This is a genomic window from Pseudonocardia ailaonensis, from assembly GCF_039531635.1.
GTDB classification, from domain to species: domain Bacteria; phylum Actinomycetota; class Actinomycetes; order Mycobacteriales; family Pseudonocardiaceae; genus Pseudonocardia; species Pseudonocardia ailaonensis.
Map to the genome: position 1 here is coordinate 193,935 of NZ_BAAAQK010000003.1, position 15,292 is coordinate 209,226.

15 protein-coding genes and 1 pseudogene are annotated in these 15,292 nt (G+C 72.1%); 11 read left to right on the forward strand and 5 right to left on the reverse strand.

The features are described from left to right. Positions 1-55 precede the first annotated feature (55 nt). Both ABD324_RS03705 and hisG read left to right on the forward strand, forming a co-directional pair. Positions 56-319 (forward strand): phosphoribosyl-ATP diphosphatase, encoded by a 264-nt coding sequence (locus ABD324_RS03705; protein ID WP_344412335.1) that lies wholly within the window; start codon positions 56-58, stop codon positions 317-319. A gap of 10 nt (positions 320-329) precedes the next feature. After that, positions 330-1,214 (forward strand): ATP phosphoribosyltransferase, encoded by an 885-nt coding sequence (hisG, locus tag ABD324_RS03710; RefSeq protein WP_344412337.1) that lies wholly within the window; start codon positions 330-332, stop codon positions 1,212-1,214. An 18-nt stretch (positions 1,215-1,232) separates the two neighbouring features. Here the strand turns inward: hisG and ABD324_RS03715 are convergent, their stop codons facing one another. Both ABD324_RS03715 and ABD324_RS03720 read right to left on the reverse strand, forming a co-directional pair. Next, on the reverse strand, positions 1,233-2,042 hold the full coding sequence (locus ABD324_RS03715; RefSeq protein ID WP_344412339.1) for a thioesterase family protein: 810 nt from the start codon (positions 2,040-2,042) through the stop codon (positions 1,233-1,235). A gap of 278 nt (positions 2,043-2,320) precedes the next feature. Continuing rightward, positions 2,321-3,196 (reverse strand): annotated as a pseudogene (locus ABD324_RS03720) (RecB family exonuclease); the annotation flags it as partial. Between the two features lie 200 nt (positions 3,197-3,396). On the opposite strand from ABD324_RS03720, the gene ABD324_RS03725 reads away from it, so the two are divergent. From ABD324_RS03725 to ABD324_RS03735, 3 genes are all read left to right on the forward strand, one after another. Next, positions 3,397-4,356: a tRNA (adenine-N1)-methyltransferase gene (locus ABD324_RS03725; RefSeq protein WP_425565740.1), complete on the forward strand. Its 960-nt coding sequence runs from the start codon at positions 3,397-3,399 to the stop codon at positions 4,354-4,356. A gap of 161 nt (positions 4,357-4,517) precedes the next feature. Next, positions 4,518-6,332: a proteasome ATPase gene (gene arc, locus ABD324_RS03730; protein WP_425565723.1), complete on the forward strand. Its 1,815-nt coding sequence runs from the start codon at positions 4,518-4,520 to the stop codon at positions 6,330-6,332. A gap of 267 nt (positions 6,333-6,599) precedes the next feature. Continuing rightward, positions 6,600-7,001, forward strand: coding sequence for a VOC family protein (locus ABD324_RS03735; RefSeq protein WP_344412341.1), 402 nt, complete (start codon positions 6,600-6,602; stop codon positions 6,999-7,001). A gap of 112 nt (positions 7,002-7,113) precedes the next feature. Here the strand turns inward: ABD324_RS03735 and ABD324_RS03740 are convergent, their stop codons facing one another. Together ABD324_RS03740 and ABD324_RS03745 are read right to left on the reverse strand one after the other, a co-directional pair. After that, on the reverse strand, positions 7,114-7,986 hold the full coding sequence (locus ABD324_RS03740; RefSeq protein WP_344412344.1) for a DUF6597 domain-containing transcriptional factor: 873 nt from the start codon (positions 7,984-7,986) through the stop codon (positions 7,114-7,116). 119 nt (positions 7,987-8,105) lie between these two features. Continuing rightward, positions 8,106-8,663: a YceI family protein gene (locus tag ABD324_RS03745; protein WP_344412347.1), complete on the reverse strand. Its 558-nt coding sequence runs from the start codon at positions 8,661-8,663 to the stop codon at positions 8,106-8,108. Between the two features lie 97 nt (positions 8,664-8,760). On the opposite strand from ABD324_RS03745, the gene ABD324_RS03750 reads away from it, so the two are divergent. Beyond that, positions 8,761-9,312: a MarR family winged helix-turn-helix transcriptional regulator gene (locus ABD324_RS03750; RefSeq protein ID WP_344412350.1), complete on the forward strand. Its 552-nt coding sequence runs from the start codon at positions 8,761-8,763 to the stop codon at positions 9,310-9,312. A gap of 86 nt (positions 9,313-9,398) precedes the next feature. Beyond that, on the forward strand, positions 9,399-10,811 hold the full coding sequence (lpdA, locus tag ABD324_RS03755) for a dihydrolipoyl dehydrogenase (RefSeq protein ID WP_344412352.1): 1,413 nt from the start codon (positions 9,399-9,401) through the stop codon (positions 10,809-10,811). 42 nt (positions 10,812-10,853) lie between these two features. Here the strand turns inward: lpdA and ABD324_RS03760 are convergent, their stop codons facing one another. Continuing rightward, positions 10,854-11,372, reverse strand: coding sequence for an NUDIX domain-containing protein (locus ABD324_RS03760; protein WP_344412354.1), 519 nt, complete (start codon positions 11,370-11,372; stop codon positions 10,854-10,856). A 173-nt stretch (positions 11,373-11,545) separates the two neighbouring features. Here ABD324_RS03760 and dop point away from each other — a divergent pair, with 173 nt between their 5' ends. From dop to prcA, 4 genes are all read left to right on the forward strand, one after another. Further along, positions 11,546-13,048 (forward strand): depupylase/deamidase Dop, encoded by a 1,503-nt coding sequence (dop, locus tag ABD324_RS03765; protein WP_344413385.1) that lies wholly within the window; start codon positions 11,546-11,548, stop codon positions 13,046-13,048. Between the two features lie 157 nt (positions 13,049-13,205). Next, positions 13,206-13,403: a ubiquitin-like protein Pup gene (locus tag ABD324_RS03770; RefSeq protein ID WP_344412356.1), complete on the forward strand. Its 198-nt coding sequence runs from the start codon at positions 13,206-13,208 to the stop codon at positions 13,401-13,403. A 109-nt stretch (positions 13,404-13,512) separates the two neighbouring features. Next, positions 13,513-14,412: a proteasome subunit beta gene (gene prcB / locus ABD324_RS03775; RefSeq protein WP_425565741.1), complete on the forward strand. Its 900-nt coding sequence runs from the start codon at positions 13,513-13,515 to the stop codon at positions 14,410-14,412. Positions 14,413-14,461: 49 nt separating this feature from the next. Next, positions 14,462-15,244, forward strand: coding sequence for a proteasome subunit alpha (prcA, locus tag ABD324_RS03780; protein ID WP_344412361.1), 783 nt, complete (start codon positions 14,462-14,464; stop codon positions 15,242-15,244). Positions 15,245-15,292: the final 48 nt, after the last annotated feature.

A 15,292-nucleotide genomic window follows, 5' to 3' on the forward strand; every position in this document is an offset into this window, starting at 1 on the left:
ACTCGAGAGTCGGACAGGGCTGCACGCAGGCCGCGCAGAGGGGAAGTTCGGGCACGTGAAGACATTCGACGAGCTCTTCGAGGAGCTCCGGGAGAAGGCGGCCACGCGGCCCGCCGGCTCGGGGACCGTCGAGGCGCTCGACGCGGGCGTGCACGCCCAGGGCAAGAAGCTGCTGGAAGAGGCCGGCGAGGTCTGGATCGCCGCCGAGCACGAGGACGACTCGGCGCTCGCCGAGGAGATCTCCCAGCTGTTGTACCGGACCCAGGTCATCATGCTCGGCCGCGGGCTGAGCCTCCAGGACGTCTACAAGTACCTCTAAGGAAGACACCATGCTCCGCGTCGCACTCCCGAACAAGGGGACGCTGGCCGAGCCCGCCGCCACCATGATGAAGGAGGCGGGCTACCGGCAGCGCTCGGACTCTCGCGATCTGTCCATGATCGACGAGGAGAACGGCATCGAGTTCTTCTACCTGCGGCCCAAGGACATCGCCACGTACGTCGGCTCCGGCGACCTGCACCTGGGCGTCACCGGGCACGACCTCATGGAGGAGTCCGGCAGCCAGGTCCAGAAGGTGCTGAAGCTGGGCTTCGGCGCCTCGAAGTTCCGTTTCGCCGCGCCCGAGGGCCGCGAGTGGAAGCTCGAGGACCTCGACGGCAAGACGATCGCGACGTCCTACCCGCGGCTGGTGCGCTCGCACCTGGCCGGCAAGCGGATCGGGGCCACGATCATCAAGCTCGACGGGGCCGTGGAGATCTCGGTCCAGCTCGGCCTGGCGGACGCGATCGCGGACGTCGTGTCCTCCGGTCGCACCCTGCGCCAGCACGGGCTCAAGGTCATCGGGGACGCGATCGCCGAGTCCGAGGCGATGCTCATCGAGCGCGAGCCGCGCGGGGACCGGCTGGACTCCGAGGAGGTCGTGAAGCTGAAGAAGATCTTCACCGAGCGGATCCGCGGCGTCGTCTACGCCCGCCAGTACCTGATGCTGGACTACGACTGCCCGAAGAGCGAGCTCGACGCGGCGATGAAGATCACCCCGGGCCTGCAGGCCCCGACCATCGCCCCGTTGGCGGACGACAACTGGGTCGCCGTCCGCTCGATGGTGCGCAAGCAGGCGTCGAACAAGGTGATGGACGAGCTGGCCGACCTCGGTGCCCGCGCGATCCTGACCTCGGAGATCCGCTCGTGCCGCGCGGTCGACGGCGGCAACAACTGAGCTGTCGCCGCCTCCGGGTCAGCGCGGTCGCACCGTCAGCTCCTGGGTGATCCGGCCGACGTGGCCGGCCTCGTCGAACAACGCGGCCGCCACGGTGCCGGTGCCCGTCGGGCCGATCGTCGCCGCCGCGTCGAGCCCCGTCCAGGTGCCGACGGGCGGGCGGTGCAGGTGCACCGTCAGCTCGGTGTTCACGAACAGCCACTCCCGCAGGTCCAGCGCCGCGGCGATGCCGTTGGCGGAGTCGGCGACCGCGGCCAGGTGCTGCAGGGCCGTGGGCTCCTCGCCCTCCACCACGGGAACTCGCAGCCGGCCCCACGCGGTGCCGGGGCCGAGGCTCTCGAAGGTCCCGCCGACCAAGCGCCACTCCACCGAGTCCATGTAGCCGGGGAGCCAGTGGTCGGGGCGGGAGAGCTGTTCCTCTCCGGCCTCCGGGCCGGGGATCGGCGCGACCTCGCCCGTGGCCACCGCGGCGGTGTCGACGGTCCCGAGCCGCCAGGCGCGGGCCCGCAGCACCGCGCGGCCGCCGGCCCGCATCTCCGCGCCGAGCAGCTCGATCGTGCGGCCGGGCCGCTCGATCCCGACCGAGACCTCCAGCTCGCCCACGGGCACCGGGCCGAGGATCTCCACGGTGTAGCGGGAGAGCTGCAGCGGCGGCGCGTCCGGCCGGCTGGGGGCGCAGCGCTCGAACGCCCGCACCAGCAGGGCCGAGGGCGGGCCGAGGTGCTGCGCGTCCGAGAACCAGGGGCCGGTGGTCGAGCCGGTCGCGTGGAAGCGGCCGCCGCCGGCGTCGTCGGTCTCGAGGGGACGGAAGTAGGGCTCCTCGCTCACGGCTCGATCATGCCCCCTGCGACGGGGACGGGCCGAGGGGGCGGACCGGACGCCGCGCGGCCCGGTGCTGTGCGGTCGGGCGCCGGATTGTCCGCGGTTGTCCCGCTGGGCGCGGTCGGCGCTGTGCTGCCGGGCGCCGCCGGCGCTGTGGCGCCGAGTGCCGCGGGGGCTGTCCCGCCGGGCGCCGCCGGCGTGGTGCCGAAGGGCGCCGTCGGCGTGGTGCCGAAGGGCGCCGTCGGTGTGGTGCCGAAGGGCGCCGTCGGCGCTGTGCCCCGCAGCTCCGGCCAGCCGGGGTAGGGCGGGGGAGTCCCGCCCCAGGCCGGGCACAGCGCCTTGTGGGCACACCATCCGCAGCCCGGGCCCGTGGACGGCAGGAACTCGCCCGTGCGGTCCGCCTCCTGCACCGCCGCCCAGATCGCCTCCAGGATCCGCTCGAAGCGGCGCAGCTCGCCCTCGTCCGGCCGATAGGTCAGCTCCTCACCGCCGGCGCCGAGGTACACCAGCCGCAGCTCCTCGGGCACCCGGCCGCGCAGCTGCAGCAGAGCCAGCGCGTAGAACTTCATCTGGAACAGCGCCCGGCCCTCGCCGCTCTCCCGCGGGGCCGCGCCCGTCTTGTAGTCGACGATCCGCAGCGCGCCGCCGGCACCGACGTCGAGCCGGTCGAGGTAGCCGCGCAGCGGGACGCCGGACGCCAGCTCCGTCTCCACCAGCAGCTCGCGCTCTTCGGACTCGACCGCCCGCGGGTCCTCCATGCCGAAGTAGACCTCCAGCAGCGCGCCGGCCGAGGCGAACCACTCCGCGAGCGGGTCCGGCGCCTCGGGAGCCCGCTGCGCCGGCACGACCACCTCGACCAGCTCGGGCGCGGCGGCGACGAGCTCCGCCCACACCCGGCCCAGCAGCACCCGGGCCGTGCCGGGCAGGCGCTCGGGGGCCGGGAGGTCGAACAGCCGCTCCAGCACGGCGTGGACGAGCGTGCCCCGCAGGGCCGCCGACCCGGGCGGCTCGGGCAGCCGGTCCACCGCGCGGAACCGGTAGAGCAGCGGGCACTGCTTGAAGTCCGCAGCCCGCGACGGGGACAGCGCCGGGCGCCGCCGCTCCGCCGCCACCTCGGGATCCGTGACGGGTCCCGCCGCCTGCTCGTTCACGGACGCCAGGCTAGGCGAGCCCACCGACAGTCCCGGGGGACCGGCGGATAGCGTTGCTCCTCGTGCCCGATTCCGACCTCCGCCCCGCCGCCGACGAGGCCGTCGACAGTTCCGCCGCCGCCCCCGCCGAGGACGCGCCCGCCGCCACCTCCGCCGAGGCCGCCGATCCGGCCGGAGACGCGACCAATGGCGCAGTGGGCGACAGCGCAATGGGCGACGGCGCAGTGGGCGACCGCGCAGTCGAGGGCGCAGCAGTGGGCGACGGCGCAGCGACCGATGGCGCAGTCGAGGGCGAGACAGGCGAGGAGGACGCCCCGGCCGGGGTTTCCGGGTTCCGCGCCCGCGGTGGCCCCTTCCGTCCCGGCGACCGGGTGCAGCTCAGCGATCCCAAGGGCCGCAAGTACACCGTCGTCCTCGAGGCGGGCGCGAGCTACCACACCCACCGCGGCGCCCTGGCCCACGACGACCTGATCGGCAAGCCCGAGGGCTCGGTCGTCCACTCCGCGGCCAACACGCCGTACCTCGCGCTGCGCCCCCTGCTCGCGGACTACGTCCTGTCGATGCCGCGCGGTGCCGCCGTCATCTACCCGAAGGACGCGGCGCAGATCCTGGTGTGGGGCGACATCTTCCCCGGGGCCCGGGTGCTGGAGGCGGGCGCCGGTTCGGGGGCGCTCACCTGTTCCTTGGTACAGGCCGTGGGCCCCACCGGAAGCGTGGTCTCCTACGAGGTCCGGGCCGACCACGCCGAACACGCCGAGCGGAACGTCCGGAAATTCTTCGGCGATCTTCCACCCAACTGGAGCTTGCGCCTCGGCGATCTGAAGTCCCACGACGGCGCCGCGGAGCCCTTCGACCGGGTCGTCCTGGACATGCTGGCGCCCTGGGAATGCCTGGCGACGGTGCGCGACACGCTGATCCCCGGCGGCGTCCTCGTCGGCTACGTGGCCACCACCACCCAGCTGTCGAAGCTCGTCGAGGAGCTCCGGGAGATGCAGTGCTGGACCGAGCCGCAGGCATGGGAATCGCTGGTCAGGCCCTGGCACGTGGTGGGTCTGGCGGTCCGGCCGGAGCATCGCATGATCGGTCACACAGCGTTCCTGGTGACGGCCCGCCGGCTGGCCGACGGCGTGGTCCCGCCCCGCCCCCAGCGCAGACCGACCAGCCGCTGACGGCGTTCGGCCGAGCGGGCCGGAATGCCCGGTAACGGGAACCAGACATCGGGACGTCGTCAAGGTGCCGTCCGCGTGAGGGGCGGATCACCGATTCGCCTCACCGACGCGGGCGCCGCTTACGGGTACCGTATGGAAACGGAACACGGAGGGAGGATGCCGTGAATCCCTACGATGACGGCACCCGCGGGCCTGGTCCTCACGGTGCAGACGGGGACCTGACCCCGGCCGAGGCGGCGGCGCAGATCCGCTTCCTCGAAGAAGAGGTCGCGCTGTTGCGACGCAAGCTCACAGAGTCCCCCCGGCACGCCCGGCTCCTCGAGCAGCGCCTCGCCGAGTCCGCCAGCAGGCTGTCGCAGCTGTCTGCGCGGAACGAGAAGCTCACGGAGACGCTCAAGGAGGCGCGCAGCCAGCTCGTCGCGCTCCGCGAGGAGGTGGACCGCCTCGCCCAGCCCCCGTCGGGCTACGGCGTCTACCTCACGGCGTACGAGGACAGCACGGTCGACGTCTTCACCTCGGGCCGCCGCATGCGCGTCGCGGTGTCCCCGGCGGTGGAGATCGACGCCCTGCGCTCCGGTCAGTCGGTGCGGCTGAACGAGGCGCTCACGGTCGTCGAGGCGGGCGACTGGGAGAAGATCGGCGAGGTCTGCGGCCTGCGCGAGGTCCTCTCCGACCCCACGGACTCCACGGCGGGCCGCGCGCTCGTCGTCGGGAACGCGGACGAGGAGCGGGTCGTCTGGCTGGCGGCCCCGCTGGTCGACGACACGATCCCGGACTTCGTGCCGCTCAAGCCGGGCGACTCGCTGCTCGTGGACACCAAGGCGGGCTACGCCTACGAGCGGGTCCCGAAGGCCGAGGTCGAGGACCTCGTGCTCGAGGAGGTCCCGGACGTCGGCTACGAGGACATCGGTGGCCTGTTCAAGCAGATCGAGCAGATCCGCGACGCCGTGGAGCTGCCCTTCCTGCACGCCGAGCTGTTCACCGAGTACGAGCTGCGCCCGCCCAAGGGTGTCCTGCTCTACGGCCCGCCCGGCTGCGGCAAGACGCTCATCGCCAAGGCCGTCGCGAACTCGCTGGCCAAGAAGATCGCGGCCCAGCGCGGGGACGACCCGAACGAGGGCCGCGCGTTCTTCCTGAACATCAAGGGCCCGGAGCTGCTCAACAAGTTCGTCGGCGAGACCGAGCGGCACATCCGGCTGATCTTCCAGCGCGCCCGGGAGAAGGCGAGCGCCGGCACCCCGGTGATCGTGTTCTTCGACGAGATGGACTCGATCTTCCGCACCCGTGGCTCGGGTGTGTCCTCGGACGTCGAGACGACGATCGTGCCCCAGCTCCTCGCCGAGATCGACGGCGTCGAGGGCCTGGAGAACGTCATCGTCATCGGCGCCTCCAACCGCGAGGACATGATCGACCCCGCGATCCTGCGGCCGGGCCGGCTCGACGTGAAGATCAAGATCGAGCGTCCGGACGCCGAGGGCGCGCAGGACATCTTCTCGAAGTACATCACCCAGACCCTGCCGCTCCACGCGGACGACCTGGGCGAGTTCGCCGGCAACCGCACGGCGTGCGTCGACGCGATGATCCAGCGCGTCGTCGAGCGGATGTACGACGAGACCGAGGAGAACCGGTTCCTCGAGGTCACCTACGCCAACGGTGACAAGGAGATCCTGTACTTCAAGGACTTCAACTCGGGCGCGATGATCCAGAACATCGTCGACCGGGCCAAGAAGTCGGCCATCAAGGCCGTCCTGGAGACGGGTGAGCCGGGCGTGCGGGTGGCCCACCTCCTCTCCGCGATCGTGGACGAGTTCGCGGAGAACGAGGACCTGCCCAACACCACCAACCCGGACGACTGGGCCCGGATCTCGGGCAAGAAGGGCGAGCGGATCGTCTACATCCGCACGCTGGTCACGGGCAAGAACGACGCCACGGGCCGCGCGATCGACACCGCGTCGAACACCGGCCAGTACCTGTAGGCACGCACGACACGCGAGGCCCCGCCCGGAGCTCCGGGCGGGGCCTCTGCGCGTCCGGCCCGGGCATGGCGGCCACCCACGCGCCGCGCCGCCACCCCACGCGCCGGGGCGCCCACCTGGGTGATCATCAGGACCTGAGGGCGAATTTTTCATGATCCAACAGCGCTGAGGTCCTGGTGATCTCCACTGCGGGTGATCGGAAAGGCCTCCGGGTGCTGTCTGATTTGTTCAAGACGCTGGGCGACGGCCGGCGCTAGCGTTCCGCGCATGGGTTTCCGCAGCACGTCGACCGTGATCGAGATCGTGACCGCCGACCTGGGCAAGGCGCTGGCCTTCTACCGGGCGCTGGGGCTGGAGGTGCCCGAGAGCGCCGAGGGCGAGCCGCACGTCGAGGTCCCGCTGCCGGGCGGCAACCGGCTCGCCTTCGATCCCGAGTCGACCATCGCGAGCTTCACCCCGAACTACACGCCGCCGACGGGGGAGGGCCGCATGGCACTGGCCTTCGGCTTCGACACCCCGGCCGAGGTCGACGAGGCGCACGCCGCCCTCGTCGCCACCGGTGCCCCGTCCGTCCACGAGCCCTTCGACGCCTTCTGGGGCCAGCGCTACGCCACCGTCACGGACCCCGACGGCACCCACGTCGACCTCTTCGCCGCCCTCCCGTCCTGATGATCATCCCTGGTGGTGATCATCAGGACACCAGCGCTGTTCGATCATGAAAAATCAGCGCTGAGGTCCTGATGATCACCGCGGCGAGGGTTGGGGGCCGGCCGGCGGCCGGTCAGGCTCGCCGGAGGGCGGCGGGGGTGGTGCCGGCCAGGGCGCGGGTCTCGCGGGTGAGGTGGGGCTGGTCCGCGTAGCCCACCCGCACGGCCACCTCGGCCGGTGCGACGCCGGCGTGCAGCAACCCGGCTGCCCGGCGGAACCGCAGGACCCGGCGCAGGACGGACGGGCCGTAGCCGTAGATCGCGGCGCACTGCCGGGCCAGGGTGCGCTCCGTGCGGCCGAGCTCGGCCGCGACCTCCCGTACCTCGGCACCCCGGGCGAGCAGCCGGGTGACGCCTCGCATCTCCGCCCGGGACCAGGGTGCGGTCTCCGGGCGCTCCTCGCCCGCAGCCAGGGCTGCGACCAGGGCGAACGCTTCGCCGGAGTACGCCCTGTCGAACGAGCTGCGCGGTCCGGGGCCCAGCGGGTCCTCCGCGAGGCTGCGGCGCGCCGTCCGCCGAGCCGCCACGGATGTGAGGCGGGCGGCGACGGGGGAGAGCTCCGCCAGGGGGACCCGGCTGTCGCGCACCTCCGAGGCCGGGACGCCGAGCAGCCGGGGCAGCGCACCCGGATGGAACCGCAGGCCCGCGGTGAGGCGGCCCGCGGTGTTGCCGGCGAGGAACGCCGTGGTGTCCGGCCCGGCGACCGTCAGGCCGCGCCCGAGCGCCCCGCCGGCCGCTGCCCCGCCCGCACCGCCGAGGCCGCCACGGTCGACGTCGCCGCCGTCGAGGTCGCCACCGTTGAGGTCGCCCCGGTCGAGGTCGCCGCCGTCGAGGAGCAGGTCCATGCAGCCGTCCGGGAGCACCCGGGTCGGGCCCGTGGGCCGCGCGACCCACAGGCACTCGACCAGCCCCCGCAATGCGGGCGGCGGCGCGATCTCCCGGTACACGCGCCGGACCCTAGCCCGGCCCACCGACAGTTCGCCGCGCCACCGGCGTCGATGCCGAAGGTCCACGGATGCCGAAGGCCCGTCCACCGTGGCGGACGGGCCCTTCGAGGCGTGCGGGATCAGGCGGCGCGGAGCACGGCCTCGATCTCGAGGGTGAGCGCGACCTTCTCGCTCACGACCACGCCGCCGCCGTCGAGCGGCATGGCGATGTCGACGCCGAAGTCGCTGCGGTTGATCGTGGTGGTGGCGGTGAAGCCGGCGCGGGTGCCGCCCCACGCGTCGGGCCCGAACCCGCCGACCTCGAGGGCCAGCGAGACCGGCTTGGTCACGCCCTTGATCGTCAGGTCGCCGTGGAGGGTGAAGTCGTCGCCGTCGGCCGCGATGCCGGTCGAGGCGAAGGTCCACTCCGGGTGCTTCTCGACCTCGAAGAAGTCGGCGGACTTGATGTGCCCGTCGCGCTGGGCGTTGTTGGTGTCGATCGAGGAGGCGTCGAGCGTGGCGGTCACCACGGAGTCGGCGAAGTTCTCGGCCGTGGTGAGAGTGCCACCGAACTGGGCGATGCGGCCCTTGACCTTGCTGACCATCATGTGCCGGACGGAGAACGAGACGTCCGAGTGCGCCTGGTCGATGTCCCACGTACCCACGACATAGCCGGGGATCTGCGTCGCAGTCGTCATCGAAACCCTCCAAAGGGGAGATATGCTTGAACTCTCAGGTTGTTGAGAGCGACAGTAGACCTCTTCGAGTTGAAGGCTCAACTTTTCGGAAGGTGACGTGGACCACACCCGCTGGCTCGACGACGACGAGCAGCAGACCTGGCGGAGCTTCCTCACCGCCCACCGCCTGCTGTTCGAGCGCGTGGAGCGGGAGCTGCAGCAGACCTCCCGGATGCCGCACGCCTACTACGAGATCCTGGTCCGCCTGTCCGAGGCCCCGGACCGCACGCTGCGGATGAGCAGGCTCGCGGACACCTCGCTGTCCTCACGCAGTCGGCTCTCGCACGCCGTGGCCCGGCTCGAGCAGGCCGGCTGGGTCGAGCGTTCCCCCTGCGAGGACGACCGGCGCGGCCAGTGGGCGCACCTCACGGACGCCGGCATGGCGGCGCTGGAGGCGGCCGCTCCCGGGCACGTCGAGACCGTGCGCCAGGTGTTGTTCGACGCCCTGACCCCCGCGCAGACCGCGGCCCTGCGGGAGATCAGCGACGTGCTGGTGGGCCACCTCACGGACGGGCCGGTCTGGCCCGCGGCGGACGACTCGGCATGCCCGCAGGCGGAGGCCGATGCAGCGGCGACCGCGGCGGCCGCCGCAGCGGCGACCGGGGCGTGACCTGCGCGTTGTGCGTTCGGTCGCACTCGCCCGGCGGGGTGCCGACCGACGCCACCCGCGGGGCGACGGCGTCCTAGGGTGGGGGCATGTCTCGTTATGACGTCGTCGTACTCGGTGCCGGACCCGGTGGTTACGTGGCTGCGATCCGTGCTGCGCAGCTCGGCAAGAGCGTGGCCGTCATCGAGCAGAAGTACTGGGGCGGCGTCTGCCTGAACGTCGGCTGCATCCCGTCGAAGGCGCTCCTGCGCAACGCCGAGTTGGCGCACCTCGTCACCAAGGAGCAGAAGACCTTCGGCATCTCCGGCGAGGTGAGCTTCGACTACGGCGCGGCCTTCGACCGCAGCCGCACGGTCGCGGACGGCCGGGTCAAGGGCGTCCACTTCCTGATGAAGAAGAACAAGATCACCGAGATCGACGGCAAGGGCACGTTCACCGACCCGCACACGATCTCCGTCGAGCTCACCGGGGGCGGCACCGAGACCGTCGAGTTCGAGAACTGCATCATCGCCACCGGCGCCACCACCCGCCTGCTGCCGGGCACGAGCCTGTCCGAGCGCGTGGTGACCTACGAGGAGCAGATCACCACCCGCGAGCTGCCGGGCAGCGTGATCATCGCCGGGGCCGGCGCGATCGGCGTCGAGTTCGCTTACGTGCTGAGCAACTACGGCGTGCAGGTCACCATCGTCGAGTTCCTCGACCGGCTGCTCCCGCTGGAGGACGTCGACGTCTCCAAGGAGCTCGGCAAGCGCTACAAGAAGCTGGGCGTCGAGGTGCTCACGGGCACCCGCGTCGAGAAGATCGACGACTCCGGCGACCAGGTCACCGTCACGGTGTCGGATGCCAAGGGCACCCGGGAGCTGAAGGCCGACAAGGTCGTCCAGGCGATCGGGTTCGCGCCGCGGGTCGACGGCTACGGCCTGGAGAAGACCGGCGTCGCGCTGACCGAGCGCAAGGCCATCCAGATCGACGACACCATGCGCACCTCCGTGCCGCACATCTTCGCGATCGGGGACGTCACGGCGAAGCTGATGCTGGCCCACGTCGGCGAGGCGCAGGGCGTGGTCGCCGCGGAGACGATCGCGGGGGCCGAGACGATGGGCCTCGGGGCGACCGAGTACGCGATGATGCCGCGCGCCACCTTCTGTCAGCCGCAGGTCGCCAGCTTCGGCTACACCGAGGCCCAGGCCCGCGAGCTGGCCGACGAGAAGGGCTGGAAGGTCAAGGTCGCCCAGTTCCCGTTCACCGCGAACGGCAAGGCGCAGGGCCTCGCGGAGCCCGGTGGCTTCGTGAAGCTGATCGCGGACGAGACGTACGGGGAGCTGCTCGGCGGGCACCTCATCGGCCCGGAGGTCACCGAGCTGCTGCCGGAGCTGACCCTGGCGCAGAAGTGGGACCTCACGGCCACGGAGCTGGCCCGCAACGTCCACGCGCACCCGACGCTGTCCGAGGCCCTGCAGGAAGCCATCCACGGCCTCGCCGGCCACATGATCAACTTCTGAACCCCTGTGAGTGGCGATGGTCGCCATGGCGACCATCGCCACTCACGAGGTGGTGAGGAAGTGTTCGGCGAGGATCCTGGAGTCCGGGGCGAACGGGCCCGGGAGCAGCGCCGCGAGCTCCGCGTGGCTCATCCACCGGCCCTCGGCGACCTCGGACGGCTGGTGGCTCACCTCGCCGTCCCAGAAGGCCTGGTAGCCGAAGAGGTGGCAGCGCAGGCCCTCCGGCCCGCCGAGTCCTTCGCCCGGGCCCGACTCCCAGGCGAGGGAGTGCAGGAACTCCAGCTCGACCCCGCTCACACCGAGCTCCTCGCGCAGCTCGCGGAGAGCCGTCTGCAGGGGCGTCTCGCCCGGGTCGACGACCCCGCCCGCCACGCAGTCCCACAGCCCGGCCATGACCTGCTTCGTGTCGGCCCGCCGGTGGACGTAGACGCGGGTGCCGTCGCCGCTGCGCAGGATCACACCCGCGCTGGCGTGCCACAGCGACCGGGCGTAGACCTCGTCGCGCGGCGCGGCGCCGACGACCTCGCCTCCGGGGGAGTAGACCGCGATGACCTCGGGCATCGCCCCATCCTGCCGGTTCGGGGCGTCCCCGCCGCGTGGTGCGGCCGCCGTTGCGCCGGAGCGGCGCCGGTCCCGCGCCACAACCCGCCCGGCGGGCCGCGGGAGGGCGCCTGCGCGGGTTAGGCTCTGGGAATGCTCTCCCTGGAGGTCGTCGCGTGACCGCACGCCGCATCATGGGCACCGAGGTCGAGTACGGCATCTCGGTGCCGGGCGACCCCACCGCGAATCCCGTCATCACCTCGACCCAGATCGTGCTGGCGTACGCCGCGGCGCAGGACATCCCGCGCAGCCGCCGCGCCCGCTGGGACTACGAGGTGGAGTCCCCGCTGCGGGACGCCCGGGGCTTCGACCTGTCCGCGCCCACGCTGTCCAGCTCGTCGAACGACTCCGAGCTCGACGACCTGGGCGCCGCGAACGTCATCCTCACCAACGGGGCGCGGCTCTACGTCGACCACGCGCACCCCGAGTTCTCCACGCCCGAGGTCCTCACCCCGCGCGACATCGTGATCTGGGACAAGGCCGGCGAGCGGATCATGGAGGAGGCCGCGATGCGCGCCGCCACCGTGCCCGGGGCGCCGCGGATCCAGCTCTACAAGAACAACGTCGACGGCAAGGGTGCGAGCTACGGCTCGCACGAGAACTACCTGATGGCCCGCCAGACCACCTTCCCGTCGATCGTCGGCGGGCTCACCCCGTTCTTCGTGTCCCGCCAGGTCGTGACGGGTGCGGGCCGGGTCGGGATCGGGGCCCAGGGCGACGCGGAGGGCTACCAGCTCTCCCAGCGGGCGGACTACATCGAGGTCGAGGTCGGGCTGGAGACCACGCTCAAGCGCGGGATCATCAACACGCGGGACGAGCCGCACGCGGACGCGGACAAGTACCGCCGGCTGCACGTCATCATCGGCGACGCCAACATGAGCGAGTACTCCACGCTGCTCAAGGTCGGTACCACGGCGCTGGTCCTGGACATGATCGAGAACGGGGTGCGCTTCGACGAGCTGCGCCTGTCCGAGCCGGTCCGCGCGGTGCACCAGATCAGCCACGATCCCTCACTGAGGCAGAAGGTCGAGCTCACGGACGGGCGCTCGCTCACCGGCGTCGAGCTGCAGTGGCTCTACCACGAGAAGGCGACCAAGTACGTCGAGAACGCCCTCGGCGCGGACGTCGACGCGGACACCGCCGAGGTCCTGCAGCTGTGGGGCGAGGTCCTCGAGGACCTGGGCGAGGACCCGATGAAGACGGCCGACCGCCTGGACTGGACGGCCAAGCTGCAGCTCCTCGAGGGCTACCGGCGCCGGGACGACCTGGAGTGGGGTGCGGGCCGGCTCTCCCTCGTCGACCTGCAGTACACGGACGTGCGGCTGGCCAAGGGCCTCTACAACCGGCTCGCCGCCCGCGGCTCGATGAAGCGGCTCGTCACCGAGGAGCAGGTCGAGGCGGCGATCCAGAGCCCGCCGGACGACACCCGTGCCTTCTTCCGCGGCCGCTGCCTCGAGCGCTACCCGGCCGAGGTGGCCGCCGCGTCCTGGGACTCGGTGATCTTCGACCTGGGCCGCGAGTCGCTCGTGCGGATCCCCACGCTGGAGCCGCTGCGGGGCACCCGCCGCCACGTCGGCGACCTCATCGACGCGTCCCGGACGGCCGAGGAGCTGGTCACCGCCCTGACCAAGGGCTGAGGGTCCGGCCAGGCGAATCCCGGCACGACACCCGTTCGCAACAGGCGAAACCTCGGCGATCCGGGGTCGCGCCCAGTACGCTTGACGCATCGGACCCCGGGGTCCACCTGCCGTGACGGCGGCGGGTGCCCGGGATCGGACGCGAGGAGGAGACGTCATGTCGCAGGAGCAGACGAAGCGCCAGGGCGGCGGTGGCGGGGACGACGACGAGTCCGGCGACGCCGCGGCAGCAGGGCAGGAGCGCCGCGAGAAGCTGGGTGAGGACGTCGACACGATCCTCGACGAGATCGACGACGTCCTCGAGGAGAACGCCGAGGACTTCGTCCGCGCCTACGTGCAGAAGGGCGGCGAGTAGCCGCACCGCCTCCTGACGGGCCGGCCCGGCTCAGCCCGGGCCGGCCCGTCAGGGGTTTTCGAGCCCTGTTCGTGAGCGACACCCGATGAGGAGAGGCACACCCCAGATCATGGAGTTCCGCGAGGGCATCCCCGGGCCCGCCGTCGGCCGCACGTCCCGCCCCGAGCTCGGGCACCACGCCGCCTTCGCGGCGCTGGGCGAGACCTCTTTCGCCAACTACGTCGCGGCCACCCAGCCGCACCTGCTCCCGAGCCCGCCCCAGTTCGACGCCCCGCGTGGCGGCCGGGCGCCGAGCCCGGAGCAGCTGGGGGTGCCCCACGGCACCACGATCGTCGCGCTGCAGTTCGCCGAGGGCGTCGTGATCGCGGGTGACCGGCGGGCCACCGCCGGGAACGTCATCGCCCAGCGGGACATCGAGAAGATCTTCATCACGGACGCGTACTCGGCCGTCGGCATCGCCGGCTCGGCGGGCATCGCGATCGAGATGGTGCGGCTCTACACCGTCGAGCTGGAGCACTACGAGAAGATCGAGGGCGTCCCCATGTCCCTCGACGGCAAGGCCAACCGCCTCGCCGGGATGGTCCGGGGCAACCTCGGCGCGGCCATGCAGGGCTTCGTCGTCGTCCCGCTGTTCGCGGGCTACGACACCGAGGAGCCGGACCCGGCCAAGGCCGGCCGGATCGTCACGTACGACCCCACCGGCGGCCGCTACGACGAGTGGCTCGGCTACCACGCCGTGGGCTCCGGCTCGGTGTTCGCCAAGTCGTCGCTCAAGAAGCTGCACCGCACGTCGGCGGACCTGCAGACCACGGTGCGGACCGCCGTCGAGGCGCTCTACGACGCGGCGGACGACGACACGGCCACCGGCGGCCCGGACACCGTCCGCAAGATCTACCCCGTGGTCGTGAGCATCACGGGCGCCGACGGCGCGGTGCGCCGGTCGGACGAGGAGCTCGCCGCCGTCGTGGACAGCGTCATCGCGGGCCGGGCGGAGAACCCGGGCGGCTGAGCAGCCGCCCTCTCCCTCCCCGCCCTCACCGCAGTCAGGAGCACCCGCCATGACCATGCCGTTCTACTCGTCCGTCGACCAGCTGCTGCGGGACCGCTCGGAGATCGCCCGCAAGGGCATCTCGCGGGGCCGCAGCGTCGTCGTGCAGTCCTTCGCCGACGGCGTGCTGTTCGTCGCCGAGAACCACTCCAGCGCCCTGAACAAGGTGTCGGAGATCTACGACCGGATCGGCTTCGCCGCCGTCGGCCGCTACAACGAGCTGGAGAGCCTGCGCACCGCCGGCATCCGGCTCGCGGACTCCCGCGGCTTCTCCTACGACCGGCGAGACGTCACCGGTCGCTGGCTCGCGAACACCTACGCGCAGTTCATCGGCGCGGCGTTCATCGAGCAGCAGAAGCCGTACGAGGTCGAGATCTGCCTGGCCGAGGTCGGCGCCACGCAGGAGCTCGACCAGCTCTACCGGATCACCTACGACGGCTCGATCCTCGACGAGTCCTCCTACATCGTGATGGGCGGCCAGACCGAGCCCATCTCGGAGAAGGTCAAGGACGTGTGGACCGCCGGGCACGATCTCGGCGAGGCCATCGCGGCCGCCCTCGAGGGCCTGCAGGTGCCGGGCGCGGCCCCGGGCAACGGCGCCGCGGAGGCCCGGGTGCTGGGGGAGAGCGCGCTGGAGGTCGCGGTGCTCGACCGCGGCCGCCCCGGCCGGTCCTTCCGCCGCATCAAGGGCGCCCCCCTGCGCGCCCTGCTGCCCGCCGCGAACCGCGGCGAGGCGGACACCGAGCCCGAGATCAGAGGCGGCGACGACGCCCCGGCCGGCGGCCAGGAGTAGTCCTCCCTCTCGGCCCGCTCGGGTGGCGGACCGCGGCGCCGTCTCCTC

Coding starts and splice junctions, on each gene's coding strand:
- ABD324_RS03760 (WP_344412354.1), bottom strand. CDS start 11,372: ATGCCCGAGGTCATCGCGGTCTACTCCCCCGGAGGCGAGGTCGTCGGC.
- ABD324_RS03745 (WP_344412347.1), bottom strand. CDS start 8,663: ATGACGACTGCGACGCAGATCCCCGGCTATGTCGTGGGTACGTGGGAC.
- ABD324_RS03770 (WP_344412356.1), top strand. CDS start 13,206: ATGTCGCAGGAGCAGACGAAGCGCCAGGGCGGCGGTGGCGGGGACGAC.
- prcA (WP_344412361.1), top strand. CDS start 14,462: ATGACCATGCCGTTCTACTCGTCCGTCGACCAGCTGCTGCGGGACCGC.
- ABD324_RS03725 (WP_425565740.1), top strand. CDS start 3,397: ATGGGCGACGGCGCAGTGGGCGACCGCGCAGTCGAGGGCGCAGCAGTG.
- lpdA (WP_344412352.1), top strand. CDS start 9,399: ATGTCTCGTTATGACGTCGTCGTACTCGGTGCCGGACCCGGTGGTTAC.
- hisG (WP_344412337.1), top strand. CDS start 330: ATGCTCCGCGTCGCACTCCCGAACAAGGGGACGCTGGCCGAGCCCGCC.
- dop (WP_344413385.1), top strand. CDS start 11,546: ATGGGCACCGAGGTCGAGTACGGCATCTCGGTGCCGGGCGACCCCACC.
- prcB (WP_425565741.1), top strand. CDS start 13,513: ATGGAGTTCCGCGAGGGCATCCCCGGGCCCGCCGTCGGCCGCACGTCC.
- ABD324_RS03735 (WP_344412341.1), top strand. CDS start 6,600: ATGGGTTTCCGCAGCACGTCGACCGTGATCGAGATCGTGACCGCCGAC.